Annotated in this window: 31 protein-coding genes; 20 read left to right on the top strand and 11 right to left on the bottom strand. The window is 67.1% G+C overall.

Going from position 1 to position 26170, the window contains the following annotated elements; genetic code table 11:
* Position 1: 1 nt before the first annotated feature.
* The 7 genes from NWF22_RS03140 to NWF22_RS03110 are packed head-to-tail and all read right to left on the bottom strand — an operon-like array spanning position 2 to position 7166.
* Positions 2 to 970 (bottom strand): MlaD family protein, encoded by a 969-nt coding sequence (locus NWF22_RS03140; protein ID WP_160900671.1) that lies wholly within the window; start codon positions 968 to 970, stop codon positions 2 to 4.
* A complete protein-coding gene (locus NWF22_RS03135) occupies positions 967 to 2007 on the bottom strand; it encodes an MlaD family protein (RefSeq protein ID WP_160900672.1) in 1041 nt (346 codons plus the stop codon). Before NWF22_RS03135 ends, NWF22_RS03140 begins: the two co-directional genes overlap by 4 nt.
* Positions 2008 to 2012: 5 nt before the next feature.
* A complete protein-coding gene (locus NWF22_RS03130) occupies positions 2013 to 3128 on the bottom strand; it encodes an MlaD family protein (protein ID WP_160900673.1) in 1116 nt (371 codons plus the stop codon).
* Complete coding sequence (locus NWF22_RS03125) at positions 3128 to 4243, bottom strand: MlaD family protein (RefSeq protein ID WP_258321313.1); 1116 nt, start codon at positions 4241 to 4243, stop codon at positions 3128 to 3130. The genes NWF22_RS03130 and NWF22_RS03125 overlap by 1 nt, the downstream gene beginning before the upstream one ends.
* Positions 4231 to 5259 (bottom strand): MlaD family protein, encoded by a 1029-nt coding sequence (locus NWF22_RS03120; RefSeq protein ID WP_160900674.1) that lies wholly within the window; start codon positions 5257 to 5259, stop codon positions 4231 to 4233. The genes NWF22_RS03125 and NWF22_RS03120 overlap by 13 nt, the downstream gene beginning before the upstream one ends.
* A complete protein-coding gene (locus tag NWF22_RS03115; RefSeq protein WP_160900675.1) occupies positions 5256 to 6305 on the bottom strand; it encodes an MlaD family protein in 1050 nt (349 codons plus the stop codon). The genes NWF22_RS03120 and NWF22_RS03115 overlap by 4 nt, the downstream gene beginning before the upstream one ends.
* 3 nt (positions 6306 to 6308) lie before the next feature.
* Positions 6309 to 7166 carry an ABC transporter permease gene (locus NWF22_RS03110; protein ID WP_160900676.1) on the bottom strand — a complete coding sequence of 286 codons (858 nt, stop codon included), beginning with the start codon at positions 7164 to 7166 and terminating at the stop codon, positions 6309 to 6311.
* A gap of 529 nt (positions 7167 to 7695) precedes the next feature.
* On the opposite strand from NWF22_RS03110, the gene infA reads away from it, so the two are divergent.
* The 8 genes from infA (at position 7696) to truA (ending at position 12468) form a co-directional block, all read left to right on the top strand.
* A complete protein-coding gene (gene infA / locus NWF22_RS03105) occupies positions 7696 to 7917 on the top strand; it encodes a translation initiation factor IF-1 (protein WP_005170487.1) in 222 nt (73 codons plus the stop codon).
* A gap of 74 nt (positions 7918 to 7991) precedes the next feature.
* Positions 7992 to 8105: a 50S ribosomal protein L36 gene (rpmJ, locus tag NWF22_RS03100; protein ID WP_040515091.1), complete on the top strand. Its 114-nt coding sequence runs from the start codon at positions 7992 to 7994 to the stop codon at positions 8103 to 8105.
* 215 nt (positions 8106 to 8320) lie between these two features.
* Complete coding sequence (gene rpsM, locus NWF22_RS03095; RefSeq protein ID WP_160900677.1) at positions 8321 to 8689, top strand: 30S ribosomal protein S13; 369 nt, start codon at positions 8321 to 8323, stop codon at positions 8687 to 8689.
* On the top strand, positions 8689 to 9096 hold the full coding sequence (gene rpsK / locus NWF22_RS03090) for a 30S ribosomal protein S11 (protein ID WP_160900678.1): 408 nt from the start codon (positions 8689 to 8691) through the stop codon (positions 9094 to 9096). Before rpsM ends, rpsK begins: the two co-directional genes overlap by 1 nt.
* A gap of 25 nt (positions 9097 to 9121) precedes the next feature.
* A complete protein-coding gene (gene rpsD / locus NWF22_RS03085) occupies positions 9122 to 9727 on the top strand; it encodes a 30S ribosomal protein S4 (protein WP_160900679.1) in 606 nt (201 codons plus the stop codon).
* Positions 9728 to 9806: 79 nt separating this feature from the next.
* Positions 9807 to 10859, top strand: coding sequence for a DNA-directed RNA polymerase subunit alpha (locus NWF22_RS03080; protein WP_160900680.1), 1053 nt, complete (start codon positions 9807 to 9809; stop codon positions 10857 to 10859).
* Between the two features lie 91 nt (positions 10860 to 10950).
* A complete protein-coding gene (gene rplQ / locus NWF22_RS03075; RefSeq protein WP_160900681.1) occupies positions 10951 to 11574 on the top strand; it encodes a 50S ribosomal protein L17 in 624 nt (207 codons plus the stop codon).
* Positions 11575 to 11592: 18 nt separating this feature from the next.
* The gene (gene truA, locus NWF22_RS03070; protein WP_160900682.1) at positions 11593 to 12468 is read left to right on the top strand and encodes a tRNA pseudouridine(38-40) synthase TruA; all 876 of its coding nucleotides are present in this window, start codon (positions 11593 to 11595) and stop codon (positions 12466 to 12468) included.
* Between the two features lie 33 nt (positions 12469 to 12501).
* On the opposite strand, the gene NWF22_RS03065 is transcribed toward truA, so the two are convergent.
* Both NWF22_RS03065 and NWF22_RS03060 read right to left on the bottom strand, forming a co-directional pair.
* Complete coding sequence (locus NWF22_RS03065) at positions 12502 to 13008, bottom strand: TM2 domain-containing protein (RefSeq protein ID WP_258321312.1); 507 nt, start codon at positions 13006 to 13008, stop codon at positions 12502 to 12504.
* Positions 13009 to 13052: 44 nt separating this feature from the next.
* Positions 13053 to 14153 carry an alpha/beta fold hydrolase gene (locus tag NWF22_RS03060; RefSeq protein ID WP_373692002.1) on the bottom strand — a complete coding sequence of 367 codons (1101 nt, stop codon included), beginning with the start codon at positions 14151 to 14153 and terminating at the stop codon, positions 13053 to 13055.
* Between the two features lie 233 nt (positions 14154 to 14386).
* Between NWF22_RS03060 and NWF22_RS03055 the strand changes: the two genes are divergently transcribed.
* Entirely contained in the window at positions 14387 to 15070 is a 684-nt protein-coding gene (locus NWF22_RS03055; RefSeq protein WP_160900684.1) for a DedA family protein, read from the top strand.
* Positions 15071 to 15082: 12 nt separating this feature from the next.
* Here NWF22_RS03055 and NWF22_RS03050 read toward each other — a convergent pair whose 3' ends face one another.
* Positions 15083 to 16750: a MinD/ParA family ATP-binding protein gene (locus NWF22_RS03050; protein WP_160900685.1), complete on the bottom strand. Its 1668-nt coding sequence runs from the start codon at positions 16748 to 16750 to the stop codon at positions 15083 to 15085.
* Positions 16751 to 16903: 153 nt separating this feature from the next.
* Entirely contained in the window at positions 16904 to 18124 is a 1221-nt protein-coding gene (locus tag NWF22_RS03045) for a CaiB/BaiF CoA transferase family protein (protein WP_258321311.1), read from the bottom strand.
* Positions 18125 to 18460: 336 nt separating this feature from the next.
* Between NWF22_RS03045 and NWF22_RS03040 the strand changes: the two genes are divergently transcribed.
* The 11 genes from NWF22_RS03040 to NWF22_RS02990 all read left to right on the top strand — a co-directional run bounded on the left by NWF22_RS03040 (position 18461) and on the right by NWF22_RS02990 (position 26156).
* The gene (locus tag NWF22_RS03040; protein ID WP_233750873.1) at positions 18461 to 18874 is read left to right on the top strand and encodes a hypothetical protein; all 414 of its coding nucleotides are present in this window, start codon (positions 18461 to 18463) and stop codon (positions 18872 to 18874) included.
* A gap of 9 nt (positions 18875 to 18883) precedes the next feature.
* A complete protein-coding gene (locus NWF22_RS03035) occupies positions 18884 to 19210 on the top strand; it encodes a YbaB/EbfC family nucleoid-associated protein (RefSeq protein ID WP_160900687.1) in 327 nt (108 codons plus the stop codon).
* A gap of 125 nt (positions 19211 to 19335) precedes the next feature.
* Entirely contained in the window at positions 19336 to 19644 is a 309-nt protein-coding gene (locus tag NWF22_RS03030) for a hypothetical protein (RefSeq protein WP_160900688.1), read from the top strand.
* A gap of 23 nt (positions 19645 to 19667) precedes the next feature.
* Positions 19668 to 21029: a hypothetical protein gene (locus NWF22_RS03025; RefSeq protein ID WP_160901399.1), complete on the top strand. Its 1362-nt coding sequence runs from the start codon at positions 19668 to 19670 to the stop codon at positions 21027 to 21029.
* Between the two features lie 110 nt (positions 21030 to 21139).
* A complete protein-coding gene (locus NWF22_RS03020) occupies positions 21140 to 21445 on the top strand; it encodes a PE family protein (RefSeq protein ID WP_160900689.1) in 306 nt (101 codons plus the stop codon).
* Between the two features lie 44 nt (positions 21446 to 21489).
* Positions 21490 to 22536: a PPE domain-containing protein gene (locus NWF22_RS03015; protein ID WP_160900690.1), complete on the top strand. Its 1047-nt coding sequence runs from the start codon at positions 21490 to 21492 to the stop codon at positions 22534 to 22536.
* Between the two features lie 3 nt (positions 22537 to 22539).
* The gene (locus tag NWF22_RS03010) at positions 22540 to 23367 is read left to right on the top strand and encodes an ESX secretion-associated protein EspG (RefSeq protein ID WP_160900691.1); all 828 of its coding nucleotides are present in this window, start codon (positions 22540 to 22542) and stop codon (positions 23365 to 23367) included.
* Positions 23368 to 23493: 126 nt separating this feature from the next.
* On the top strand, positions 23494 to 23826 hold the full coding sequence (locus NWF22_RS03005; RefSeq protein WP_160900692.1) for a WXG100 family type VII secretion target: 333 nt from the start codon (positions 23494 to 23496) through the stop codon (positions 23824 to 23826).
* A 24-nt stretch (positions 23827 to 23850) separates the two neighbouring features.
* Positions 23851 to 24144: a WXG100 family type VII secretion target gene (locus NWF22_RS03000; protein ID WP_160900693.1), complete on the top strand. Its 294-nt coding sequence runs from the start codon at positions 23851 to 23853 to the stop codon at positions 24142 to 24144.
* A gap of 273 nt (positions 24145 to 24417) precedes the next feature.
* Positions 24418 to 25977: a sodium-dependent transporter gene (locus NWF22_RS02995; protein ID WP_160900694.1), complete on the top strand. Its 1560-nt coding sequence runs from the start codon at positions 24418 to 24420 to the stop codon at positions 25975 to 25977.
* Entirely contained in the window at positions 25974 to 26156 is a 183-nt protein-coding gene (locus NWF22_RS02990) for a methionine/alanine import family NSS transporter small subunit (protein ID WP_160900695.1), read from the top strand. Before NWF22_RS02995 ends, NWF22_RS02990 begins: the two co-directional genes overlap by 4 nt.
* Positions 26157 to 26170 lie beyond the last annotated feature (14 nt).

Here is a 26170-nt window from a genome sequence, read left to right as displayed (position 1 = left end):
CTCAGTTCGGCTGGGTGATCACCAGCCGCATGCCGTCGCCGGCACCGAACAGTTCCAGCGCACGTGCCAGCAGTTCGCTCATGTCGATCTGCGGCAGGGTCTGGTTGAGTGCGGTCACGATCGGCATTAGCGGGCCGACGGCATCCATCACCGGGGGAATCGTCTTCTCCAGGTAGGGGTTCAGTTGTTCGAAGAATGGGTGCAGCGTGTTCATCATCGAATCGTGCAGATCGGTGCTGTTGACCAGGTGGGCGGTGGCGTGCAGGGCGCCCTGGAAGTCGGTGACCACCTGATCGAGTCCGCGGGAGAACTGCGGGAGGGTGTCGACGATCCAACCGAGATCGGCGGTGTAGATCTGCGTGTTGGTGAACATGCTCCGCAGTTGCTCCGAGCGCGACAGCAGTAGCGCCGCGACCAGCCGGGTGCCGTCGCTGATGCGGTCCAGGGACGGCTCGGTCCCGTCGAGCGCCTCGGACACCGTCTTCAGCACGCCCGCCATGGGGTCGGCGGCGATCGCGGTCGACATCGTGGAGATCTCCTCGAAGATCCCCGGGATCGACTCGGGTTCGGCGATCTGCTCGGCCGAGATGACCGCCCCATCGGGCAGTGCCGGACCGGCGTAGGTCCCCGAGGTGAAGTTGATGTACGGCTCACCCAGGGCCGACTGCAGGCCGATCTCGACGGTCGAGTCGATCGGGATCTCCTGGTCGCTGTCGTAGTCGAGGATCAGGGTCGCCCCCTGCCGCGCGAGCTGCACCTCACGGACCTCACCGATCCGCACCCCGCTGGCGAACACCCCGGTTCCGGACAGGATGAGTCCGGTGTTCGCCACGCTCATCTGGACGGTCTTCGGTTCCTCGAACGGGCGCCAGTTGTACGCCTGCGTCGCCAGATAGCCGCCGCCGAGGATCAGCACGACGACAAAGGCGACGACGTTGAGGATCAGCTCTCGGATGGTCTGTGGGTTCATCGGGTCATTCCCAACATGCGGAAGACGTTGGCGAGCTGGCCGGCGATCTCCCGGTCGGAGACGTTGTTCTCGATCGCCATGGACCGGATGTTCAGCCCCGGGGCGTTCTTGAAATACGGCACCAGCTTGTCGTTGAGGACGTCGACGAGCAGTTCGGCATTGGATACGTCGGCGCCGGGCCATCCCGGGATGAGGATCGGCTTGACCACCGTGTTGATGAGCCGGGTCAGACTCGAGAGCACCGGCACCAGCGGCATGGCGGGCCCGAGTGCCCGCTGCAGACGGGCCAGCACCACGACCAGATAGGTGGTGTCGCTCATCGCGCGGAACTGGCCGGCGCCTTCGGGGCTCAACGCGAACTGCAGGGTGCCCTTCATGCTCTTGAGCCGCTCGGTGAGCGCGGTGACATTACTCAGGATCGAGGTGATGTCCGCTGCGCTGTCCGCCCACGTGTTCACGGTGTCGGTGAGCACCGCCTGGATCTTGCGGACCTCGGCGGGGTCCTGCGGGAACTGATTGTTCACCGTGGAGAAGGTGCTGCCCAACTGCATCAGGTCACCGCTGCCGAGGAAGTTCGACAGGCTCGCCATCAGCTGTTCGATCTGCACCGGCCGCTGGACCTGGGACTGGGGGAGTGTGCCCCCGGCGGGCAGGGCTGAGCCGATGGCGTTGGGCGGGTTGGTGATCGAGACGTAGGTGTCACCGAGCAGGGTGTCCTGCTTGAGTTCGAGGGTGGCCTGCTCCGAGATCGCCTGCGACTCGTCGACCAGCAGCCGGATCACCGTGTGTCCGGTCGCGGGCTCGATCGCGGAGACCACACCGGAGGCGATGCCGTTGACCACCACCCGCGAACGCAGTGGCAGGTTGACCGCGGTCGGGACCTCCACGTTCATCGTCCAGCCGGTGCGCACGGACTGGGGTGTGGGCAGTTCCTCGGGGGTGAAGTGGTTGTAGGCCGAACACCCGGTGAGCAACCAGCCCGCCATCAGCATCGCGATCAGCCGGAGAGCGGTGGTCCGGCGCGGCGCACGCCGCATCGTCCTCATGGTTTGGCCCCGGTCAGCATCAGGGCCATCGTGATGGCGTCGACCTGCATCCCGTCGGGGTCGGTGACGGTGCACTGGCCCGGGACGAGACGGTTGATGTTCGCGCATGTCAGCTCTGGATTCTTGGCGGGGATGCGGGTGGTCGGTGGGGTGTAACGGATGCGCAGGCCCAACGACTTCTGATCGAAGGAGATGTCGAAGGCCTTGATGAGGACCGGGACGATGCCGAGGATGTCACCGAAGTTCCGCATGCCGGCCCCGACCACGCGTGCCATCGGCACCACGACGTCGAGGGCCGGCCACACGAAGTGCCCGTAGTGCGAGATGACATTGGTCAAGAGGTTGATCGTCTCCGGGACGGCCGCGATGATGCGGACGACGTTGCCGACCGTCGGCAGGACCAGAGGTTCGATCACCCCGGTGATCTCGGTGATGAACTGTTCGAGGAACTCCCAGTTCCCGGCGAGGCCGGTGGACATGGCGCTCACACTGTCCACGATGCGTGCGGTGTCCACGAGCGCGCCGTTGATCGAACTGTTCGCGGGCATCGCGAGCTTCTTGATCAACGCGTTGAGTTCGGGTCCGGTGCCGGAGAGTTCGTCGTCGAGATTGCCGACGAAACCGAGGACGTTCTTCAGCTGATCGGGCCCGCCCGCGGTGGTGAGTTGTTTCGCGACGACCGAGATGCTCTCCAGCGACTCCGAGATCGACACCGGCGTATTCGTCGACAGACGCGGGATGCAGGTGCCCGGGCGCAGCGTCTCGCCGCCGGTGTCGTCACCGATGAGAGCGAGCTGGCGGACCGCGATCACCGACGGCGCGACCGTTGCGGCCTTGACCTCGGCCGGAAGTCGCTGGGCGCCGTCGGCGGTGAACCGTACGACAGCGGTACCGGGGCCGGACTCCACCGAGGTGATGGTGCCGACGGTGACACCGCGCTGGGTGACGTGGTTGCCGGGGAACAGGCCGATGGCGTCGTCGAACTCCGCACAGTACTGCTGTTTGCCGGGTAGGCCGGAGCCGACGACGTACAGGCCGGCGAGAGTCGCGACGACCACCGTGATCGAGATACCGGAGATCAGCCACTTGGAACCGAGGATCTTGACCAGCATCAGCACGTCACCCCCACCATCGGTATGCAGTAGTCCGACGACAGGACCAGATTGCTCTGGTCGATGACGATCGAACCGTCCGGCGCCACCATGCCCTCCAGGCGGGTGATCAGATCGCGCCCCTGTTCGATCAGCGGCGTGTAGCGCTGCAGCGCCGGTCCGAAATCACGTCCGATAGCGTCGATCTGATCGATCAGCGGTTGGATGTCGTCGTCGTAGAGCAGGGCGAGACCGCGCAGACGTTGCAGCAGCAGGCCGGTGTGCTCCAGGACCACGTTCAGACGTGGGGCGAACACCGCGTACTCGGAGATGAAGCTGCTGAGGTTGCGGGCCAACTGGGTGATCACGTCGCCGTTGGCGTTGATCTGCTCGGCATAGTCGGCCGCGAGTCGCAACATCGAGCCGAACTCGTCCTGGCGCCGCTGCAGGTTGTCGAGCATCGAGCTGATCACGCCGATGTTCTTGCGCAACGCGCCGGGATTGGCGGTCAGCGCCTCGTCGAAGTCGGCCATGGTCGTGCGCAGCGGACTGGCGTCGATCTTCGTGAGCTTGGGCTGGATCGTCTGGAAGGTCTGCATGAGGCTGTAGGGCACCGTGGTGCGCGCGGCCGGAATCGGCTCGTCGCCCAGGGGCCCGTCACCCGCCGTGGTCAGGTCGACGAAGGAGCCGCCGACGATGGTGAGCATCTTGACGTCGGCGCGGGTCTGATTGCCGAGGTAGGTGCCCCACCGCACGGCCATCTCGACATCGACCTGGTTACCGGCGAGCTCGATGCTCTTCACCGTGCCGACCGGTACACCGGCAACCCGGACGCTGTTGCCGACCCGCATCTGTCCGGCCTCGTCGAACACCGCGACGACCCGGTAGTGGCCCGGGGTCAACCAGTAGACGCCGATCGCCACCAGCGCGGCGACCAGGGTGACCGCCACACCGGCGATGCCCCACCGCAGTTCTGAGCGTCGGCGACCGCGATTGGACATCGGCTTGTGGTCGGTCATGCGGTTCACCAGGCCGATGCCGAAATCCCACAGTCCGCGGATCGCCGAACCGAGGCTCGACAGCACCGGCACGGATGTGCCGTCCTCGCGCAGGTTCTCGTAGTTCAGCGTTTGCACAAGGTCACCTGACTTCCACGCAGGAACAGCTTCACCTCGGCCGGCACTTCGGCCGCGCCGTGCGAACATGTTCGATCGACCTGTGCCGCGTCGGTCGCCGGCAGGACCGAGTTGATGGACTGCAGGATGCCGGGCGACAGCGAGAGCAATCCGATAGCGGCCTCACCGATCGGCTTGATCTGGTTGAACAGGAAGTCGGCGTCGGGGGTGCGGTTGGGCTGCAGACCGAGCGCGGCGAGCAGGTAGTCGGCCTGGACCAGGAGTTCGCCCGTGTGGTTGGCGAGGCCTTCCAGGTCCGGGGTCCACTCGGCGAGCACGGTGCCGAAACGCGAGATGTACCCGATGATGGGATCGATGTACTGGGCGCGGCCGTCGACCGCCCCGGACAGTTCGGCGAGGTTGTCGACGAGTGTGTTGATCACCTCGGAGCGATTGTCGACCAGCCGCATCATGGATGTCAGCGAGCTGATGAATTCGCTGAAACTCGAGCCGTCGCCCTCCACCACGGCGAGCAGGCTCGCGGAGAAATGGTTGATGTTCTCTGGGCTCATCGTCGCGAAAACCGGTGCGAGACCGTGGAACACCGTCGTGACGTCGAACGACGGGGTGGTCGATGCGATGCCGATGATCTCGTCCTGCGGGATCGGGTCGCCGGGCTGCTCCGGATCCTGCAGGTCCACGTAGCGGATGCCCGTCAGGTTGAGGTAGCGGATGGCCAGGGTGCTGTTGGCATGGACCCGCGCATCGCCGGACAACTCGAACTCCACCCGCGCGACACTCGTCGGGTCGCCCGGGGCATGGTGCACGTCGATGGCCGTGACCTTGCCGATCCGGGCACCGCGCACCCGCACGTCGTTACCCACCTTGAGGCCGGCGGCATTGGCGAAGTCGGCGGTGTAGGTGCGGGTCACGTCCGGCACCGGACGGTCGATCGCATTGTTGATGAACAGGCCTCCGGCGACGGTCACCACCGCGAAGACGACGAGGTACACCAGGGCGCGACGAAAACTGGTCATCGAGGACCCTCCGATCCACCTGTGGGCAGGCGCAGGGCTGCCGCCAGACCGGGCGCCGACCTGAGCACGAGGTCCACGTTGAGCACCGGGCCGTCGGGGGTGTCGGGCAGCGACCTGCGCAACCGTTCGATCAGGGTGGCGATCTGGATGCCGTTGCGGCGGCTGTCCGGGAAGGTCTGCTGGACACGCTGGATGATCTGGGTGAGCACCGGCATCAGTGGTTCGGTCATCCCGAGCGCGTCTGGTCCGAGCAGGCGGGTGAGGTCGTCCATGAACGGTCCGGCGGTGGCCGAGAGGCCCTTCTCGGAGGCCTCCAGGTATCCGGGCGCTCGCGGTGCCTGCCAGTCCATGATCTGTTTGATCGGCGGCAGCAGATCGTCGACGGCACCGCGCACCTGCCCGATCAGCTGCGTGTACTGGGGGAGGGTCTCGGCGGGGGTCACCACCTGCGTGTCGGCGATGTCGCCGGCGATCTGGCCGATCGCACCGAACAGTGGCAGCAGACCGCCGGTGGCCTGGTTGGCGATGTCCAGGACGCCGCCGACATACGGATCGAACGCCTCGTTCTGCAGTTCGCTCAGGTTCTGCAGCAGGGTCGTGAGGGTGGCGTCCTCGGGTTCCGGCGGGGAAAAGCTCGACCCGTCGTGGAGCGGGGCGCCGCCGGGCTGTCCGTAGAGCACCACCGCGGCGATACCGAAGAGGTTCTCGGGCGCGTAGCTGACCATCGCGGTATCGGTGAGGATGTCGGAATCGCCCATCCGTTCGGGGTCGAGCTCGAGGGCGACCTCGTAGGTGTCCGGCGCCGGCGTGGTGACGTCGGCCACCCGGCCGACCTGAGAGCCGTTGATGACCACCGACGCGCCTCGCTGGATGCCCCCGGCCACCGTCGACGTGGACATGGTGATCCGGATCGAGTCGCTCGGGATCGCTCGATCGACCACCACGACCGCGCCGACGACCACCACGGTGGCGGCCAGGAAGGCGAGTGCGCGGCGCCGGTAGGTCGCCGTGTCGGCGGACATCCCGGGAATGCGGAATTCGGCCATCGGTCAGCCTCGGAAACTGAACGGAGAGTTGACGCCCCAGAACGCCACGGTGAGGATCAGATCGAGGATCATGATCGACACCAGACTGGCGCGGATGGCCCGGCCCGAGGCGACCCCGACACCCTCCGGGCCGCCACTGGCGAAGAACCCCTTGTACGAGTGGATCAGTGTCACGGCCACCACGAAGACGACGCACTTGATCGTCGCGAACACGAGGTCCGGAAAGTTCAGGAACTGGTCGAAATAGTGTTCGTAGGCTCCCACCGACTCATCGCGGAACCCGACGACCAGGGAACTGCTCAGATAGCTCGCGACCAGCGCGACGAGGAAGGTCGGGATGGTGGTGAGCACCCCCGCGATGACTCGTGTGGTGACCACGAACGCCATCGCATGCACGCCGATGACCTCGAGCGCGTCGATCTCCTCGCTGATCCGCATCGAGCCGACCTCGGCGGTGATCCGGCACCCCGCCTGGATCGCGAAGGCCACCGCTGCGAGGATCGGCGCGAACTCGCGGGTGATGGCGAACGACGACGCGGCGCCGGAGACGGCGCCGAGGCCGACGAGGTCCAGCGTGCTGTGTGCGATCACCGCCACCGTCGCACCGGCGGCGATGCCCAGCGCGGCCATGACCAGGGCGGTCCCGCCTCCGACGATGACCGCGCCGCGTCCCCACGCGAGGTCGGTGACGGCGCGCACGGTTTGGCGTGGGTAGTGGACGAAGGTGGTGGGTATGTAGCGGATCGTGTAGTAGACGAAGGTGAGGAATTGGCCCACGTAGGCCAGGGACGTGTCCGCGCCATGGACCGCCCTGGCCACCGGTTTGGCCCACGGCGGAGCGTACGTCGATGGCGCGTTCATGAATTTCCCCCGAAATCCTTCGTTCCCCCGAGCGTCGTGTGCGACGACGAACCGAGCGCGTGTCGTCCATCAGCCAACAACTGATGGCGTGTTTCAAGTCATATGTATCATATATGTGGTCAAGTGTCCCACATCACACCGAATTCGTGCTGTGGGGCCGCACACCTCGTTGCCGCTGTATTGCCGCTGTGTCGGCGCGGCTCGACACAACCGCGCATCTGCCACGGTGCCGCGCATGTCGCGACGTGCGCGGCAGCGTGGGGAGTGCGCGGTTGTCTCAGCTCCTGGCGGTTTGGTCTGAACTGCCAGTTCGCGTAACATTGAACGTCGGTGTGCGTCGCGCGCCGGTATCTGCATGTCCTGCACCGAAGCGGTGCAGGTGGGCGGTCCGGCGAGTGCCGGACCCAAGGGAGCCGGTCGGCGACGATCGGTGACCACACACTAACGGATAAACACGGTTTCAACCGGGCTTCGCGTCATGGGATCGCTGGGCGATCTCCGCCGACCGGAAGCCAGGATCGCGGAGGACATGGCGAAAAAAGACGGGGCCATCGAGGTCGAGGGACGAGTGATCGAACCCCTGCCCAATGCGATGTTTCGCATTGAGCTGGAGAACGGGCACAAGGTTCTCGCCCACATCAGCGGCAAGATGCGGCAGCACTACATCCGCATCCTGCCCGAGGACCGGGTCGTCGTGGAACTCTCGCCGTACGACCTCGGTCGTGGGCGCATCGTTTATCGGTACAAGTAGGACTTTCCCCAACCAGGGGTGAGGACGATCGGGCACGGCTTCGTCGTGCCCGGACGAGTCAAGGAGAAGCGGACGTGAAGGTTCAGCCGAGCGTCAAGCCGATCTGCGAGAAGTGCAAGGTGATCCGCCGCAACGGTCGGGTCATGGTGATCTGCGACAACCTGCGTCACAAGCAGCGTCAGGGCTGATCATCGGCACCCCTCGGGGTCGCTTGAGAGTTACAGACCACAATTGAATATGCATCGAAGAGCTGAACATTCTTGTGAAGCCCTCCCAGCACCAGCGTCGACACACGGGTCGACGCCCACCTCCGGTTCAGAGGCCGGAGCCCCGCAGCGTCAAGCACCACAGAAGAGTCGGGGGCGGACTGGGAGCAGACCTCTGAGAAGTGAAGGAATGCCACATGGCACGTGTTGCTGGTGTGGATCTCCCCCGCGAGAAGCGGCTGGAGATCGCACTGACCTACATCTATGGAGTTGGTCGTACCACCTCCAAGGAGATCCTCGAGGGGACCGGCCTGTCGGCCGACCTCCGCGCAAAGGATCTCACCGACGCCGATGTCGCCAAGCTGCGTGAATACATCGAGAACTCGGTGAGGGTCGAAGGTGACCTGCGTCGCGAGGTGCAGGCCGACATCCGTCGCAAGATCGAGATCGGCTGCTACCAGGGTCTGCGTCACCGTCGTGGCCTGCCCGTCCGCGGACAGCGCACCAAGACCAATGCCCGTACTCGCAAGGGCCCGAAGAAGACCATCGCCGGGAAGAAGAAGTAATGCCACCCAAGTCACGTAGCGCAGGCCCCAAGAAGGGCACCCGCCGTCGCGATAAGAAGAACGTCCCGCACGGCCACGCACACATCAAGTCGACGTTCAACAACACCATCGTGTCGATCACCGAGCCGAACGGCGCCGTCATCAGCTGGGCGTCCTCGGGTCATGTCGGCTTCAAGGGCTCGCGCAAGAGCACCCCGTTCGCGGCTCAGCTCGCCGCGGAGAACGCTGCGCGCAAGGCCCAGGAGCACGGCGTCAAGAAGGTCGACGTGTTCGTCAAGGGACCGGGTTCGGGTCGTGAGACCGCCATCCGGTCGCTGCAGGCCGCCGGTCTCGAGGTCGGCACCATCTCCGATGTCACCCCGCAGCCGCACAACGGTTGCCGTCCGCCCAAGCGGCGTCGGGTCTAAGCGGGAAAGGAAGAGGTAGAAGAAAATGGCTCGTTATACCGGCCCCGCAACCAAGAAGTCCCGTCGTCTGCGCGTCGATCTCATCGGCGGCGACCAGGCGTTCGAGCGTCGCCCCTACCCGCCCGGCCAGCACGGCCGTTCGCGGATCAAGGAGAGCGAGTACCTGCTGCAGCTGCAGGAGAAGCAGAAGGCCCGCTTCACCTACGGAGTGATGGAGAAGCAGTTCCGTCGTTACTACGAAGAGGCCAACCGTCGCACCGGCAAGACCGGTGACGAGCTGCTGAAGCTCCTGGAGACCCGCCTCGACAACGTCGTGTACCGCGCCGGACTGGCCCGGACCCGTCGTCAGGCCCGCCAGATGGTCACCCACGGTCACCTCACCGTCAACGGTGTGCGCGTGGACGTGCCCAGCTATCGCGTCAGCCAGTACGACATCATCGACGTCCGGCCGAAGTCGCTGCAGACCGTCCCGTTCCAGATCGCCAAGGAGATCCAGGGCGATCGTCCGGTCCCGGGTTGGCTGCAGGTGGTCCCGTCGACGCTGCGCATCCTCGTGCACAACGTGCCCGAGCGTGCCCAGATCGACGTGCCGTTGCAGGAACAGCTCATCGTCGAGTTCTACTCGAAGTAATCCCAGCCCTACAGCATCAGCTGTTCGGTCCACTTCTAGGCCGTCATATAGCGGTCGGCCACAAGGAGATACACAAGAAATGCTCATCTCACAGCGACCCACTCTGACCGAGGAGATCATCGCCGAGGACCGCTCGAAGTTCGTCATCGAGCCGCTCGAGCCGGGCTTCGGCTACACCCTCGGCAACTCGCTGCGTCGTACCCTGCTCTCGTCGATCCCCGGAGCTGCCATCACCAGCATCCGCATCGACGGTGTCCTGCACGAGTTCACCACCGTCCCCGGGGTCAAGGAAGACGTCACCGACATCATCCTGAACCTCAAGGGCCTCGTGGTGAGCTCCGAAGAGGACGAGCCGGTCACCATGTACGTGCGCAAGCAGGGTCCGGGCACCGTCACCGGCGCCGACATCGTGCCTCCGGCCGGTGTCACCGTGCACAACCCTGACCTGCACATCGCGACCCTCAACGACAAGGGCAAGCTCGAGATCGAGCTCGTCGTCGAGCGGGGCCGCGGCTACGTGCCGGCCGTGCAGAACAAGGCGTCGGGTGCCGAGATCGGCCGGATTCCGGTCGACTCGATCTACTCGCCGGTGCTCAAGGTGACCTACAAGGTCGAGGCCACCCGTGTCGAGCAGCGCACCGACTTCGATCGGCTCGTGCTCGATGTGGAGACCAAGAACTCGATCACCGCGCGTGACGCGCTCGCTTCTGCGGGCAAGACCCTGGTCGAGCTGTTCGGGCTCGCCCGGGAGCTCAACGTGGAGGCCGAGGGGATCGAGATCGGGCCGTCGCCGGCCGAGGCCGACCACATCGCGTCGTTCAGCCTGCCGATCGAGGATCTCGAGCTGACCGTCCGGTCCTACAACTGCCTCAAGCGCGAGGGTGTGCACACCGTCGGCGAGCTGGTTGCCCGGACCGAGTCGGATCTGCTCGACATCCGCAACTTCGGCCAGAAGTCGATCGACGAGGTGAAGGTCAAGCTGCACGCGCTGGGTCTGTCGCTCAAGGACAGCCCGGCCAGCTTCGACCCGTCGCAGGTCGCCGGCTACGACCCGGCAACCGGTACGTGGACCGATGACGCGTCGTTCGACGCCGACTCCGGTGAGGATTTCGCTGAGACCGAGCAGCTGTAAGCCGCTCCCGCGGCGGGCAGCTGCAAGGCTTACTGTCGCCCAACCCTGACTTCCGGTCGAGAGATCGTGAGTTTCTTCTAGGAGAAGAGAAATGCCCAAGCCCACCAAGGGTGCCCGCCTCGGCGGGTCGGCCAGCCACCAGAAGGCGATGTTGGCGAACCTCGCCACCTCGCTCTTCGAGCACGGCCGGATCACCACCACCGAAGCGAAGGCGAAGCGGCTGCGCCCGTACGCCGAGAAGCTGATCACCCACGCCAAGGCCGGCTCGCTGGCCAACCGGCGTGAGGTGATGAAGGACATCCGCGACAAGGATGTCGTGCATACCCTGTTCGCCGAGATCGGACCGTTCTTCGCAGATCGTCCGGGCGGCTACACCCGCATCATCAAGACGCTGCCGCGCAAGGGCGACAACGCCCCGATGGCCGTGATCGAGTTGGTGCGTGAGTCGACCGCGTCGAGCGAGGCCAGCCGGGCCACGCGCGTCGCCGCGTCCAAGAAGGCCGCCGAGGAGAAGCTCGAGGCGACCGAAGAGGTCGTCGCCGAGAGCGACGCCTCCGACGCCGGCAACGTCGTGGAGGCCGTCGAGGCCGACGCCAGCGACGCTCAGGTCGCCAACGCCGAGGCCGTGGCCGAGGCCGTCGACGACGAGTCCAGCGCTGCGACCGCACCCGACGCCGAGGCGGCGGGCGCGGACGTGGACGGCGACAAGAAGTAGTCGCTGAACTCAGCAGAGTTGTCGGAACCCGCCGTCACCGCATCAGGTGACGGCGGGTTCTGTCGTCTTCGCTTCGACATCTCCTACGACGGAACCGATTTCGCCGGGTGGGCGCCGCAGGTGGGGCAGCGCACCGTGTGTGGGGTGCTGCAGGACACGGTGAGCACCGTGCTGCGCGTACCGGTGCGGCTGACGGTGGCCGGTCGCACCGACGCAGGGGTGCATGCGACCGGGCAGGTCGCCCACACCGACGTGCCGGAGGCATCGCTGGACGCCCGGTCCATCGCCGGGGACCCGTCGCGGTTGGTGGGCAGGTTGGCCAAGATGCTGCCCGACGATGTCCGGGTGCGGGCCGTGGAACGCATCAGCAGCGACTTCGATGCCCGCTTCTCGGCCCTGCGGCGCCACTACGTCTACCGGCTCACCGACGCGGTTTTCGGAGCTGAGCCGATCGCGGCTCGCACCACCGCCGCATGGCGTCGGCCGCTCGACCTGGACGCGATGAACGCCGCATCGCAGACACTGGTGGGTCTCCACGATTTCGCCGCGTTCTGCCGGCGTCGAGAAGGTGCGACGACGATCCGCGACCTGCAGAGGTTCGACTGGTCCGCGGACGCCGACGGGGTGCTGACCGGCCATGTCAGCGCCGACGCGTTCTGTTGGTCGATGGTGCGCTCGCTGGTGGGTGCGGTGGCCAGCGTGGGCGACGGCCGCCGGGACATCGACTGGTGCCATGGGCTGCTGGCCGAGCGGACGCGCAGTAGTGACGTCCCCGTCGCCGAGGCACGCGGGCTGTGCCTGATCGGGGTGGACTATCCGGCCGACGACGATCTCGCGGCGCGCAACGAGGTCACCCGCGATGTGCGGTCCTCGGGTGGTTGCTGCGGCGACTGATCGCAGACCTGCCCGATCGCCGGATCGAGACGGTCAGGGCCGCAACGGATATCCGTGCGTGTCGGTCACACTCCCGGTGAGCATGAGGATCCCGTCGATGAGCGCCCACAGGCTCACCGCGAGGATCAGGAACATCCCGACGAGAAAGAACAGCGTCACGAAGCCCACGAGGGTGAGACCGAGTTGGATTCCCCCGGTCTGGTTGTCGCCGATGTAGAAGCGGCCGATGCCGAAGGTGCCGAAGAAGATCTGTAGCAGACCGGCGACGACCTTCGACTTGGCAGAGTACGGAAGGCCCGACATCGGATCCCGGCCGTACGGGGCGTACGGATCGGCGCCCACCGGGACGAACCCGTAGGGGCTTTGGGCGTACGGATTCATCGGGGCCTGGCCCCAGGGCTGATGTGCGGGCCCCGGGGCGCCGTAGGGTGGCGGTGGCCCTGCGGCGGGCGGAATCCCCGACTGCGCGTACGGATCACCGGACCAGGATCCGTACTGATCGCGGTACGGGTCGTTCGGAGGTTGTCCCGGGTGGCTCACCGTGACATCATCGCACGTTCGCAGCGCACGCAGCAGGGCCGGTTCTAGGTCGCGTTGCGCTCATCCTCGATGGCCTCGAGTACCGCTTCGACCGTCTCCTCGTCGCCGGTGAACTCGCCGAGTCGCTGGCCCTCGGACATCAGATGACGCCAGTTGGCCGGGTCGAAGACCACTGCCTCGTTACGGTCGATGAAGTCGATGATGGTCTTGGCGAAGCGATCCGGATCGGCGTGGAACGGGAAGTGGCCACAGCCGGCGAACGTCTCGAACTCCGAATGCGGGATTGCGGCGTGCGCGAGGCGGGCGTGCTCATACGGGATCACGGTGTCCTCATCACCCCAGATCAGCAGGACCGGAAGGCGTTCGGTGAGATAGCAGCGGTCCAGCATGGTGACGACCTGACCACGCCAGTCGACGACCGCACGCAGCGTGCGCAGAAATGCGGACGACGCGGTCGGGTCGGCGAGGTCCCCGAGCACCCGGACGAGGTCGTGGTGATCGTTGAGCAGGCGCTGCGGAGATGCGCCGGCCGGCATGCCGGGGATGTGTGGGGCGGCAGCCAACGTGCGTGCCGCCAGTCGCAGCGAGGGTACGACGCCGGGCACTCGCAGCAGCGTGAGGATCTCCTGCGCGATCGGCATCGTCACCAGTCGAAGTGCCGGGTTGACCTCGCGCGTGACGCCACCGGCCGCAACCAGGACCAGACGTTCCACGAAGCGGGGGAACTGGTAGCTGAACTGCATGGCCACCCCGCCGCCGAGGGAGTGGCCGACCACGGTGACCTTCGAGATGCCGAGGACGACGAGGAGGTCACGCATCCCGTTCGCGAAAGCCGGCACCGAATAGTCGGCGCGTGGTTTCTCCGAGCGCCCGTGGCCGAGCAGATCCGGCGCGATGACGGTGTAGTGCTGGGCGAGCGTGGGGATCACCGAGTCCCAGGTCGACGAGTTGTCGCCGATGCCGTGGATCAGCAGCAGTGCGGGGCCGCTGCCGGCGATGCGGTAGGCCCGTCGATATCCGTGAATGGTGTGGTATTCGATGCGGATCTGGGGGTCGGTGACCGGTCGCAGCGCGGGACTCTTGCCGTTCTGGCCGCGGACTCGGTTCCGGGACCCCGCCGTCGGCGGGGGTGTGGCTCCGGACACGGTGACTCCTTGCTTGATCACGTCTGTGTGATGGCTTCGGGTGCCGATCGATCCGCGGAGCTCGGCGGCCCGGCGGGGTTCGTCGGCATGCTTACCCATGAGTTAACCGTAGTTTGGCACATCTCGCCCGGGATGTTGCATCGAGTTAACCTCGTCCGTCGACGCTGGGATCAGGCGCCGGTGTGGCGTCGGAGGCCACCGGGCTCATCGCCCACGTCATTAGGCTCGAGGTGATGAATCCGTTCGACGTCGATACCTTTCTCGCCACCGGCGGACTGATCGGCTTGTGCATCCTGGTGTTCATCGAGACCGGGCTGCTGATCGGTTTCGTGTTCCCCGGCGACTCGGTGTTGTTTACCGCCGGTGTGTTGGCCGCACAACCGGATCCGTTCGCCCCGTTGTGGTTGTTGTGTATCGCCGTGCCCGCGGCAGCGATCATCGGCGACCAGGTGGGCTACGCGATCGGGCGACGGCTCGGCTCCAGCGTCGTGGAGAGTCGGCTGATGCGGATGGTGGGTCCGGAACCACTCGCGAAGACCCATCGCTACTTCGAACGGTTCGGTGCGCTGACCGTGTTCTTCGCGCGGTTCATCGGGATCGTGCGGACCCTGACCCCGCTGGTGGCGGGATTCACCGGGATGTCGTATCGCGTCTTCACGCTGTTCAGCATCCTGGGCAGCTTCGCGTGGGCGGCGGGGATCATCACGCTCGGGTACTTCCTCGGCCAGGTATCGATCATCCGTGACCACATCGAGGTGTTCATCATCGCCTCGGTGCTGACCGTGGTGGTGCCGACCGCGCTGCACCTCGCCCGGCGCTGGCATGCCGTCCGGCGAACGCCCCGCGACGCCCCGGCTGCAGAACCGGCCCGGGACGAGACCGGCCCCGAGGCATCGACCGAGGAGTCGACCCGATAGCCCGGCCCTCGGCTACGGGTAGAAGGGCTCGTCGCGCTCGGTGGGCACCGACGAGAAGTCGTCGGCGATCGTGGCGGCGAGCTCGACGAATGCGCGGCGTGTCTGTTTGCTGACCAGATCGAGATCCACGTCGGCACCTTCGGAGAGGTGATCGTCGAACGGGACCTTGTGTACCGCGCGGCAGCGGGTGAGGAAGTGCTGACCCAGCTGGTCGGTGTCGATCGTCGACGCACCCGGGCGCGACGAACTCAGCACCACGACCGCGCGCGACACCAGATGTGCGTAGCCGTGCGCCGCGAGCCAGTCGAGCGTGGCACCGGCGCTGCGCGCGCCGTCCATCGCAGGAGAACTCACCAGGATGATGGCGTCGGCGAGGTCGAGCACCCCGCCCATCGCGGAGTGGCTCAAGCCGGTGCCGCAGTCGGTGATGATGATGTTGTAGAAGCGTTGCAGGATGCGCATCACCCCGCGGTACTCCTCCTCGCTGAACGCTTCGGCCATCGCCGGGTCTCGTTCGGAGGCAAGCACTTCGAGTCGACTCGGCGACTGAGACGTGTGGGCGCGCACATCGGAGTAGCGGTACACGTTGGTATCGGCGAGCAGGTCGCGGACCGTCGAGCGCGTTTGTTGGGGTACACGCTGCGCGAGCGTGCCGAGGTCCGGATTCGCATCCACTGCGATCACCCGGTCACCGCGCAGCGACGCGAACGTGGAGCCCAGGCCGACGGTGGTGGTTGTCTTGCCGACGCCACCTTTGAGGGACAACACCGCGATCCGGTAGTCGCCGCGTACCGGGCGATTGACACGCTCCAGGAGTCGCTTGTACTCGAGATCGGCCGACGACTCTCCGGGATTGATGGTTCCGGCGGAGATGGTGTGCACCGCGCGTCGCCAACCCCGGCTCGGAGGCCGCCGGGCCTTGCGGATGAGGGCGACCTCGTCGAGCGCCGGACCGGACTGCGGGTCGGCGTACCCGGGCGGGCCCATCGGATAGCCACCGTACGGTGCGCCGGGTCCCATCGGTGCCGGGCCGGGCGGGGGACCGGGCGGCGCCTGCGGTGGGGCGCCGGGAGGCGCCTGCGGTGGCGGGCCCGGGTGCGTCGGTGCATCCGGCCATGGTGGCGGAGCGAACGAGTCCGGCGGTCGCTGCGGAACGTCGGCCGATGTTCCCGGTTCCGCCCAGCCGGAGCCGTCGCCCGGCCGCTCGGTGTCGGTGTGTGGCCCCGGAGCAGGACGTGGATGCGCGTTGTGCGGGGGCTGCTGCGCTGCCGGCGGGACCGGCGCGCCGGGGCCCCAGGGGGCGCCCGGCGGTATCGGACCGTTCGTCATCGGCGGCGCACTCGGGGGCAGCGGTGCATTCGGCGGCAGCTGAGCGTGGGGAGGCAGGGGGGCATGGGAAGACAGGGGCGAATGTGGGGGTATCGGGCCGCCGGAAGGCGTCGCGCCGGGGGCCACCGGACCGTTCGGCGGCGGCTCGGTTGGCGGTGTCCTGTCGGTTGGCGGTGTCCTGTCGGTTGGCGCTGGGCCCTCATCGGGTGCGGTGCCCTCGTCGGGTGCGCGGCGGTCGGGACGCGGGGCCGGTGGGGGCGCCTGCTCCGGCTCCGGCTCGGCGAACTGAAGCCATGGAGGGGGCGCCGGCACACCGGAATCGTTCACATTCCCGGAGTCGTCGTACGTCATGTGAGAAAAGATCCCCCTGTAGTGGTCGATGGCCGGAAAAATCCATCGCGAGTTCAGAGTCTAACGAACACCTCCCCTCTCGCCGAATGGTCCGATGTCGGCGGCAGCATCGCTGACCTGCCTCATTGGTTGCGCACGACCCGCAATTCGGGTTCAGATCACGCCGTCGCGGAGCAGATTCGCCATGGCGGTGTCGCCGAGGCCGAGGAGGTCGCGATAGATCTCGTCGTTGTGGGTGCCCGGTCGCGCGGGTCCGGCCGATCGGACTCTGCCGGGTGATTCCGACAGCTTCGGCACGATGCCCGGGCCGAGGATGTCCCGGCCCAGCCGCTCGTCGTGGTGGGCGACGAGCATGTCGCGCGCCCGCATCTGCGGGTCGTTGACGACCTCGGCGACAGTGTTGACCGGGCCCACCACGACCCCGGCTTCACCCAAGATGTCGATGAGCTCATCACTGCTGTGCCGCACCGCCCACCGGGCGATGATCTCGTCGAGTTCGTCCTGGTTGACGCCGCGGGCACGATGATCGACGAAGCGCTCGTCGGACGCCAGTTCGGGCCGTCCCATGGCCGCGCAGAGGCGGCCGAACACGGTGTCCTGATTGGCGGCGATCACCACGCGCAGGCCGTCGGCGGCCAGGTAGAGGTTGGACGGGGCGATACCGTCCAGGCGGGTTCCCGATGGCCCGCGGACCACCCCGGCGAGATCGTAGTCGGCGATGGTGGATTCCTGGATGGCCAGGCACGCCTCGGTCAACGCCGTGTCGACGACCTGCCCGCGGCCGGTGACGGTTCGTCGATACACCGCGGCCAGGGTGCCCTGGGCAGCGAACATCCCGGCCAGGGTGTCGCCCAGTGACAGCGCCAGCCGCGGGGGTGCCTCGCCGGGGTAGCCGTTCAGATATCGCAGTCCGCTCTCCGCCTCGGCCACCGACGCGTAGCCGGCCCGCGCCGCCGCCGGTCCGGTTTGCCCGTACCCCGACACCCGGGTCAGGATGATGCCGGGATTGCGGGCGGCGAGGACGTCGTAGCCCAGGTCCCAGCGTTCCAACGTGCCCGGCCGGAAGTTCTCGACGATGATGTCGGCAATCTCGACGAGATCGAGGAAGACCGCGCGCCCGGCCGGGGCGCGCAGGTCGAGGGTGATCGCCTTCTTGTTGCGCGCGTGGACGGTCCAGTACACGCGGTGGCCGTCCTGCTCCGCCTGGCCCCAGGTGCGGATCGGATCCGGCGAACCGGGTGGTTCGACCTTGATCACCTCGGCGCCCATGTCTGCCAGGAGCCTGCCCGCGAACGGGCCGGCGATGAGTGTGCCCAGTTCCAGGACCCGTAGACCGTCGAGTGCGCCGGGTGGGTCGGCGTCGGTGTTCGTCACACTGTCAGCATCGCCGATCGGACCCGGCACACGGTGGGCGGGGCTGCGGCAGCTGCGTGTCGCGTTGACCGCAGCCGACGGCGTCATTCGAACGAACGGAAACCGAGTGTTGTGTGGTTGGTGCCGGGCTGATATGGCAGGATCGGCGTCGACGACCGGTCGCTGCGATGCGCCGGTCGGATCGTAGTGGGCGCCGGTGAGGCGTGCGCACGCTTGGTCGGGGGACCCGAATCCGGACGTGGCGGATGAATCCTGGGGAACCGATTGCGGCCGGGCTGCGTCCAAGCCTCAGCAGGGTCCACGTGTCAGCAGGATGGAGTCGGGGGGAAGATCGCCATGGCCGCATCGGGTCACAGCTCGTGGGACGGGCGGGACGAGGATGTCCACGACCGAGAAGACCAAGCGGGCGACGACGGGGCGGTGGACGCCGCGCACGCGTTGTCGAGTGCACGGTCGCGTTCCGGTTCGCTCGCGGTGGTGACCACCCCGCAGGGGCTGCCCGTCTCGGTGCGGATCGACCAGTCGGCGTTGGGCAAGGAACCCGCGGCGCTGGCCGACGAAATCCTTCGGCTGTGCCGTCAATCGGCGATGGCCGCCGGTATTCGATTGCGCGAGCAGCTCATCGCGTCGGGTGTGGAACGCGATGTCGTGGATGCGATGAAGCTGCCGCGAGCCGACGACCTGGCGCGTGCCGAGCAACTCGACGACCGCGATCTCGACGCCCCGGCGTCCTGGCTGCGGTCGGTGTGAGGGGGAGCCATGAGTTGGGCGATGGATGAACTCGAAGCGCGCGCGAACGCGCAATTGAACAGCCTCTACGAGCTCAATGAGCGCTACGAGGCGATTTCGGTTCGGGAGACATCCGCAGACGACCTGGTGACGGTGGAGGTCGACGGGGTCGGAGCTCTCACCGGTCTGTGGCTGGCGCCCGGTGCGAACGAGATCGGAGGGCAGCGACTCGGCGAGCAGATCGTCGCCACCGCCGCATTGGCAGCCCAACGGGCGTTCGCCAAGCGGGCGTCGATCACCGAGGAGTTCAACGAATCGTTCGCCGACCTGGTGAATTCTCGGCCGCGGACCGACTAGGAAAAATACTCCGCAGACAGTGGAACCGAATGGATCGCCGCTGCGTCCAAAGAGGGAATCGCAGCGGCAGGGCTCGAATTCGCGAGCAGGGAAAGAAGTCACAGCGGTGAACGGGAGGGACAGCGATGAGTGACGTGACAGTCGTGCCGGAAGCGGTCGAGGCGTTCGGGGCGACGAGCGCGGCGATGGCGACCGCGGTCGGCGCCGCCGGATCGATCAACGCGGCGGCCAACACCGCGGTGATGGTCCCGGTCTTCGGCCTCATCGGGCAGGAGTTCCTGGCGTCGTTCATCGTCGCGCAGGCCAATCACCTGCTGTCGGTCGGTAACCTCGCCGCGGTGCACGCGGGCAGTGCCGCGGCGACCTTTGCCGGGCTGGCCCAGATGCAGGGTGCGGACGCCGATTCCGGCGCCACGATCCGATCGGTCCTGTGACCGGCGCAGGAGACCCCGGGCCGATGCCGGTGACGTTCCCGGATGTGCCAGCGATGATGCACATGACGGTGCAGGAGATGATCGACGCATCGCCGCTGGGCCCGATCCTCGACACCAGCGTGGCCGACGTCCTCGCCGGCCACGGGCTGCCCGCAATGCCGGCGATGCCGCCGCCGGGCGCGCCGCTGCCGGGCCTGCCGCCGCTGCCGCCGCTCGACATCACCCTGCTGATCAAGCCGCTGACCGATCTGCTCGGTGGCTTCGGCACCGGCAACCTGTCGGGTGCCGACTTCGATCCGTCCGCGATCTTCGAGGGGCTGTCGAAGGTGCTGCAGACCAGCATGTCCATGGGTTCGGGAGCGGTGAAGGCCCTCGACAAGCTCTGGACCGGCAGCGCGTCGACCGCTGCGGTGGGTAAATCTGCCATCGCGACGGCAGACACCGCGAACGTCTCGACACAGGGCGCCGGGATGTCGATCGACATCCAGACCGCGGCCGGCATCGTCGGTGCCGGGTTGGCCGCCGTGCAGGCGATCATCGCGGCCACCATCGCCAAGATCGCCGGCACGATCCCGATCATCATGACCCCGCCGGGGCAAGGTCTTGCGGTGGCGTTCGCCTCCGAGGGTCTCGCCGAGGCGACCACCCAGGTCGCGGTGACGCGCGCACAGTTGCTCGCACCCACGGCGAAGATGACGGCGAACGGGGCGCCGGTGCCGGTGACCAGTGCGCCTACCACCGCCGGCGCCGCCCAATCGCCGTTCGCCGTGGCGAGTGCCGTACTCGACGGCGTCTCACCCGCCGTCTCGTCGGCATCGGAGTTGCCGTCGATGATCGCGTCGCCGGTGTCCGGGATGCTGTCGGCGGCTCGTGCCGATGCGATGCCCGGATCGACGGCGGCGGGGATCGCCGGTCGGTCCGGCGGCCCGGGAGGCGGTGGAGCCGGCGGGTCCGGCGGTAAGGGACGAGTTGGTGGTGGCGGCGGCGGGGGTGGCGTTGGAGGTGTCGGTGCGGCCTCGGCACCGCTGGCGCCCCGCCCGTTCATGTCCCCGTCGGTCGGGATGACCGAGCCCGCCGCGTCGGGGCCGACCCAGGCGCCCCGCGGCGCCGTCACCTCCACCGGCGCGATGCCGGCATCGATGGCCCCGATGGCCGGTGCGGGCGCCGCCCGGGGAGCGGGGGTGGGCTCGGCCGGTGAGGAGCATCAGGTGCCCGACTACCTGGTGACCGAGGACAACGGCCAACGAGTCGTCGGCGACGTGCCCGACGTGGTGCCAGCGGTGATCGGTCATGAGGACGAACAGCCGGCCCCGCCGGCGTCTCCGGACATCGAACTGCGCCTCGGTCCTCCGTCGAGCCCGAAGCCCACATCCACCGACAGCTGACCGCAATCGTCGGCCTGCTCCAACCGTCCACGCGCCGACCCATCACCGTCCACGACCCATCACCGTCCACGACACAGTGACCGTTCGAACAGACCCGGAACGAGGTAGCCATGGCAGACCCGCAGTTGAACGTCGACCCCACTGAACTCATCACGGCCGCAGGCCGGCTCGATCGGCTCGCCGAGCGGCTGGAGACCTCGCTGGCGTCGGCGGTGCCCGCGCTGAGTGTGCCCGCGGCCGGTCGTGACGAGGTCTCGCAGGTGTCGGCCGCCAGCTTCACCTCGGTGGCCGAGACCTTCGCCTCGGATTCCGCGAAGGGCGTCGAGGAACTCCGCAAGATCGCCGCCGTGCTCCGGGCGCAGGCCGACGGGTACGCACGCGGAGAGGACGACGCCGCAGCGGGATTCCGCATCTGACGTGATCCGACCGCCCGCCCCATCATCAGGAAGGAGAGGTGACAATGACCGGCTTCACCGGTGTCGTCTGGGACGCCCGTACCACCGAGCAGCTCGCCTCGGATCTCGGTGATGGTGCCGGCCCTGCCCCGCTCGCCGAGGCCGGGCTGGCATGGAGTCGGGTCGCATCCGAACTCGCCTCGGCGGCAGCCGAATACGGGACTATCCTGGCCGCACTCGGGGTGCACTGGGAATCCGCGCACACCAGTGAGTCGTTCGCGAACCTGAGTCGGCTGGCGCCCTGGTTCGCCGAGGCCGCCGCAGCCGCCGGTCGCAACGCGGCCCGGGCCGAGGCGCAGTCGGCGGCGGTGACGGTGGCCCGGATGACGATGCCGAACCTGGCCGAGGTGAACCTGGCCGAGGAGGCGATGCGCACCGCGGTCACCGTCGCCGCCATCGCACCTGCGCTCGTCGGAGCAGCCGCACACGCCGAACGTGCCCTGCACGACCAGCGGCTGCGGGCAGCTCAGGTGATGCACAACTACGAATCGGCCTCGGAGTCCGCGGCAACGCCGTGGGTCGGTGCCGCGCCGGCGCCGAATCTGGTTTCCGGACAACCACTCGCAGGCGAACGCGCCGCACGCGAGGCCGCCGCCCGGGCCGCCACCCAACCCCACCCGCAGCCGCCACCGGCCGCTGCGGCGATTGCGCCTGTCGGGCTCCCCGTGGCGGGCATGGTGATGCCGTCCCCGGAGAAGACGAGCTACGCGCCGACGATCCTGGCCGGCGGAGGACCTGCAGTCAGCACCGCATCGCCGGCGCCCGCCGGACAGCCCGCGCATGCCGGGCCAGCCGGGCCGGTGGCCCCGCCGATGACACCGCACGGTGCGGGCGCCGCCGACCGGTTCGTCGCCCGCGCACCCGTGGTCGCGGAGCCCGACGAACCGGCCGTGGCTGCGGAGGCGGTCGTCGAGCACCCGTCCACCTGGGCAGAGGTGGCCATGGCGGATACCCCTGCCGTCCAGCATGTTCCCGACACCGCCGAGGGGCGGACGCTGGACCGGCGCTATCTGGACGAGACGCTGTCCCTCGATCATGGGAAGGGGCTGTAGATCATGTGGCAAGTGACCGCGGACACCACAGCAACAGCCCTCGACGTGGACGTGTTGCGCCGCGTGGGCGAGTTGGCAGGTGTGCAGACCTGGCCGGTCGTGCTCGACCTCTGGGCCACTGCGGCCGACGGCGACGAGCAGGACGCTACCCACGCCGCCGCCGACCGCGAGATCGCATCGCGCGGCCTGTTCGACGCCGGTGAACCGGTGGCCTGGTTGGGAACCGCGCTGCGGGTGCTGGCCGCACCGGAGCGGCAGCTGGAGATCCGGACCATGACGTCCGACACGGCGATCGAGGCCGCCGAGATGCGGCGGACATGCGTGGCCCGCAGCGGTCACGAGCACGTGATCGCGCGACGCATCGGCCGCCAGGTCGATCTGCGGCTGCTGACGGTCAGTGCCGAGTCCGACGTCGCTGCGTTGGTGACGAGTGACGTGGGTGCCGTCGAGCCGCTCGAGTTCGCCGGGCTCAGCGTGCCCGCCGAGGAACTGGCCGGCCGCCTCGCCGACTGCGGCGGGGCCAACGACATCGCCGATGCGTTGCACACTCTCGGGGCCGTCGGGTCCGACGCGGTGATCCTCGGCTCGGCATTGACCCGCTGTCACACCCGATCGGAGATCGTCGCGGTCTCCTGGTCGAACGGTGGCAGCACACAATCTTCTGGTGCACTGGCGATCTTCGACACCGATCGGGGCCGAATCGTCGCCAGTCCCAGCAAGTCTCCGGACGGGCGGGTGTGGACCACGCTGTCGCCGGGTGGCGCCCATCGGATCACGCAGGCCGTCGGCCTGCTGATCGAGACGCTTCCCGAAGGACGGTGGATGCCGTGAACCGGGCGGGGGAAATAGTCAGGGTATCTGTGTCGCCGGCGCCGGGAGCACCGCGGGCGGGCCACATTTTCCGCGGATACCACCGGGGCATCGCCGTGCGGTGCCGAACACAGAAGGAGTACAAGCATGGGTGTTGAAGGACCGGCTTCCGGTGTGCACGTTGACGTTGCCGCCGGACAATCGGCCGCGCAGTCGGTCGCTGGAATCGTGGGTGAGATGAAGCAGATCCTCGGCAGGATTCAGGCGTCCTCGCAGGACGGTGGTGCTTCGTGGCAGGGCAGCGCGTGGAAGGCGTTCGACGCGACATCCACCGACTGGAGCGCGACCGCACGGAAACTGGAGCAGGCGCTGGATGAAATCGAAGCGAAGCTGACCACCGGTTTCAAGGGGTACGCGGAGCAGGACCAGGCAGTGGCACAGCAAGTCACCTCGGCCGCCAACAGCGACCTGTCAATTTGACGAACCTCGAAAAGGAGCACGACCATGGATAGAATTGGATACAACTTCGCCGGAATGGACGTTCTGTCTGGTGACCTGAATGCGCAGTTCACAGCGCTGGGGGAATTGGCGAACCAGCTCAAGTCGATTGTTTCGAACCTTCAGAACGAGGTGTGGCAATCCGGCGGTGCCGGGGAGTATCAGGCTGCTCAGGCGCAGTGGGACATGCTGTTCGAGGAGGCCCGCGCGAACCTTCACGGACTTGGCAAGGGCGTTTCCAACGCGGCTGAAACGATGATGAACGCAGATCGTCAGGTCGGCGCGAGTTTCCGCATCTGACGATTTCGTCTGATCCAGGGCCCGCCGGGTGTTCGCCCGGCGGGCCCTGCGTTGTCTCATTTGGACCGAGCAGGTTCTCGGCTGGGGGGTGCCACCATCCGGCGCAGACGCGGCCCGAATGCCACTGTTCCCCGATGATGGGTGGGTCTCCATACCCGGGTGAGTGATCGACCGCGGGCACACCACCGCCACACCGTGACCCGCAGCGTCGAATGGCTCCCGCAACCCACACCGGTGCGATAGCGTCAGGCAAGACCGACGAGGGAGGGAACCATGGCCAACCCCGACGCTGCGGCCGCGAATCGTGAGACGTGGACCAGGAATTCCGGATTCATCCTTGCCGCGATCGGATCGGCGGTGGGGCTCGGCAACATCTGGCGATTCCCCGGAGTCGCCTACGAGAGCGGCGGCGGCGCGTTCATCGTTCCCTACCTGGCGGCACTGCTCACCGCGGGTATCCCGATTCTGTTCCTGGACTATGCGATAGGCCACCGGTACCGCGCGGTCGCGCCGCTGGCCTTCCGTCGTATCCGGCGTCACGCCGAGGCGATCGGCTGGTTCCAGACCGGCCTGCTGTTCGTGATCGGCGTCTACTACGCCGCAGTGATCGCCTGGGCGATGAGCTACTTCGTCTACTCCTTCGACCTCCGCTGGGGCGAGGACACCCAGACCTTCTTCCTGTCCGACTACCTTCAGGTCGGCGACCCCGAGATCTCCACCACGATCGTCGGTAACGTCGCGTTACCGCTGGTCATCGTGTGGCTGGTGATCCTGGCAGTGCTGTGCCTGGGTGTGGCCCGCGGCGTGGAGAAGATCAACATGGTCTTCATCCCGCTGCTGTTCATCGGGTTCACCGGACTGGTGATCCGGGCGATCACGCTGCCGGGTGCCTCCGACGGGCTCAATGCGCTCTTCAGTCCGGACTGGTCGGCGCTGTCGGATCTCGATGTCTGGATCGCCGCCTACAGTCAGATCTTCTTCTCACTGTCGATCGCCTTCGGCATCATGATCGCCTACTCGTCGTTCCAGCGGCGCAAGGCGAATATGACGAGTTCCGGACTCGTGGTGGCGTTCGCCAACTCATCGTTCGAGATCCTCGCCGGTATCGGTGTGTTCAGCGCCCTCGGCTTCCTCGCCTACCAGCAGCAGGCCGCCATCTCCGAGCTGGAGGGTCTCACCGGTCCGATCCTGTCGTTCGTGACATTCCCGGCGGTGATCTCGGAGATGCCGGGTGCGAGCTTCTGGGGCGCGTTGTTCTTCGGTTCCCTCGTGGTCGCCGGCTTCACGTCGCTGATCTCACTGCTGATCGGCGTCTCGAGTTCACTGCAGGAGAAGTTCGGGCTCAGCCGGGTCGTCGCGTCGGCCGTCACCGCCGGGGTCAGCGGCATCATCTCGATCGGACTCTTCTCCACCACCTCGGGGCTGATCGCACTCGACACCGTCGATCAGTTCGCCAACAACATCGGCGTCGTATCGTCGGCGATCATCATGACGGTGTTCGCGGTCTGGCTGGCCCGGGATGCCGATCTGCTCAGGCGTCACCTCAACGCGGTGTCGACGTTCCACCTCGGCAAATGGTGGGTGGCCCTCATCGGGGTGGTGGCGCCGGTCTTCCTCGCCACCATGCTGGTGCAGAAGATCATCTCGATCATCAGCGATGGCTACGAAGGCTATCCGCAGTGGTATATCGGCATCTTCGGCTGGGGCACCATCGCGCTACTCCTCATCGGCGCCGCGGCACTGACCCTGCCGGGATGGAATGGCCGCGACTACCCTGGATTCCAAGCATGGCCCCCGTTGGACACAGAGCAGAAGAAGGAGGCGGTCCGATGAGTGCCGGTGCCATCGTCATGATGATCATCGCCATGGTGATCGTGTGGGGCGGACTCGCCGCCGCCATCGTGAATCTTCGCCTGCGTCCCAACAAGACCGACAGTCCATACGAGGATCCGGATCTGGTCGCCGACGACATCGCGCGCGAGCATCTGCCGCATCCCACCCGCGACACCTAGCGGTCGGTCCCGGT

This window comes from Gordonia mangrovi, assembly GCF_024734075.1.
Lineage (GTDB): Bacteria > Actinomycetota > Actinomycetes > Mycobacteriales > Mycobacteriaceae > Gordonia > Gordonia mangrovi.
The sequence above is the reverse complement of the archived record's forward strand: the minus strand, read 5'-3'. Positions and strand labels throughout refer to the sequence as shown.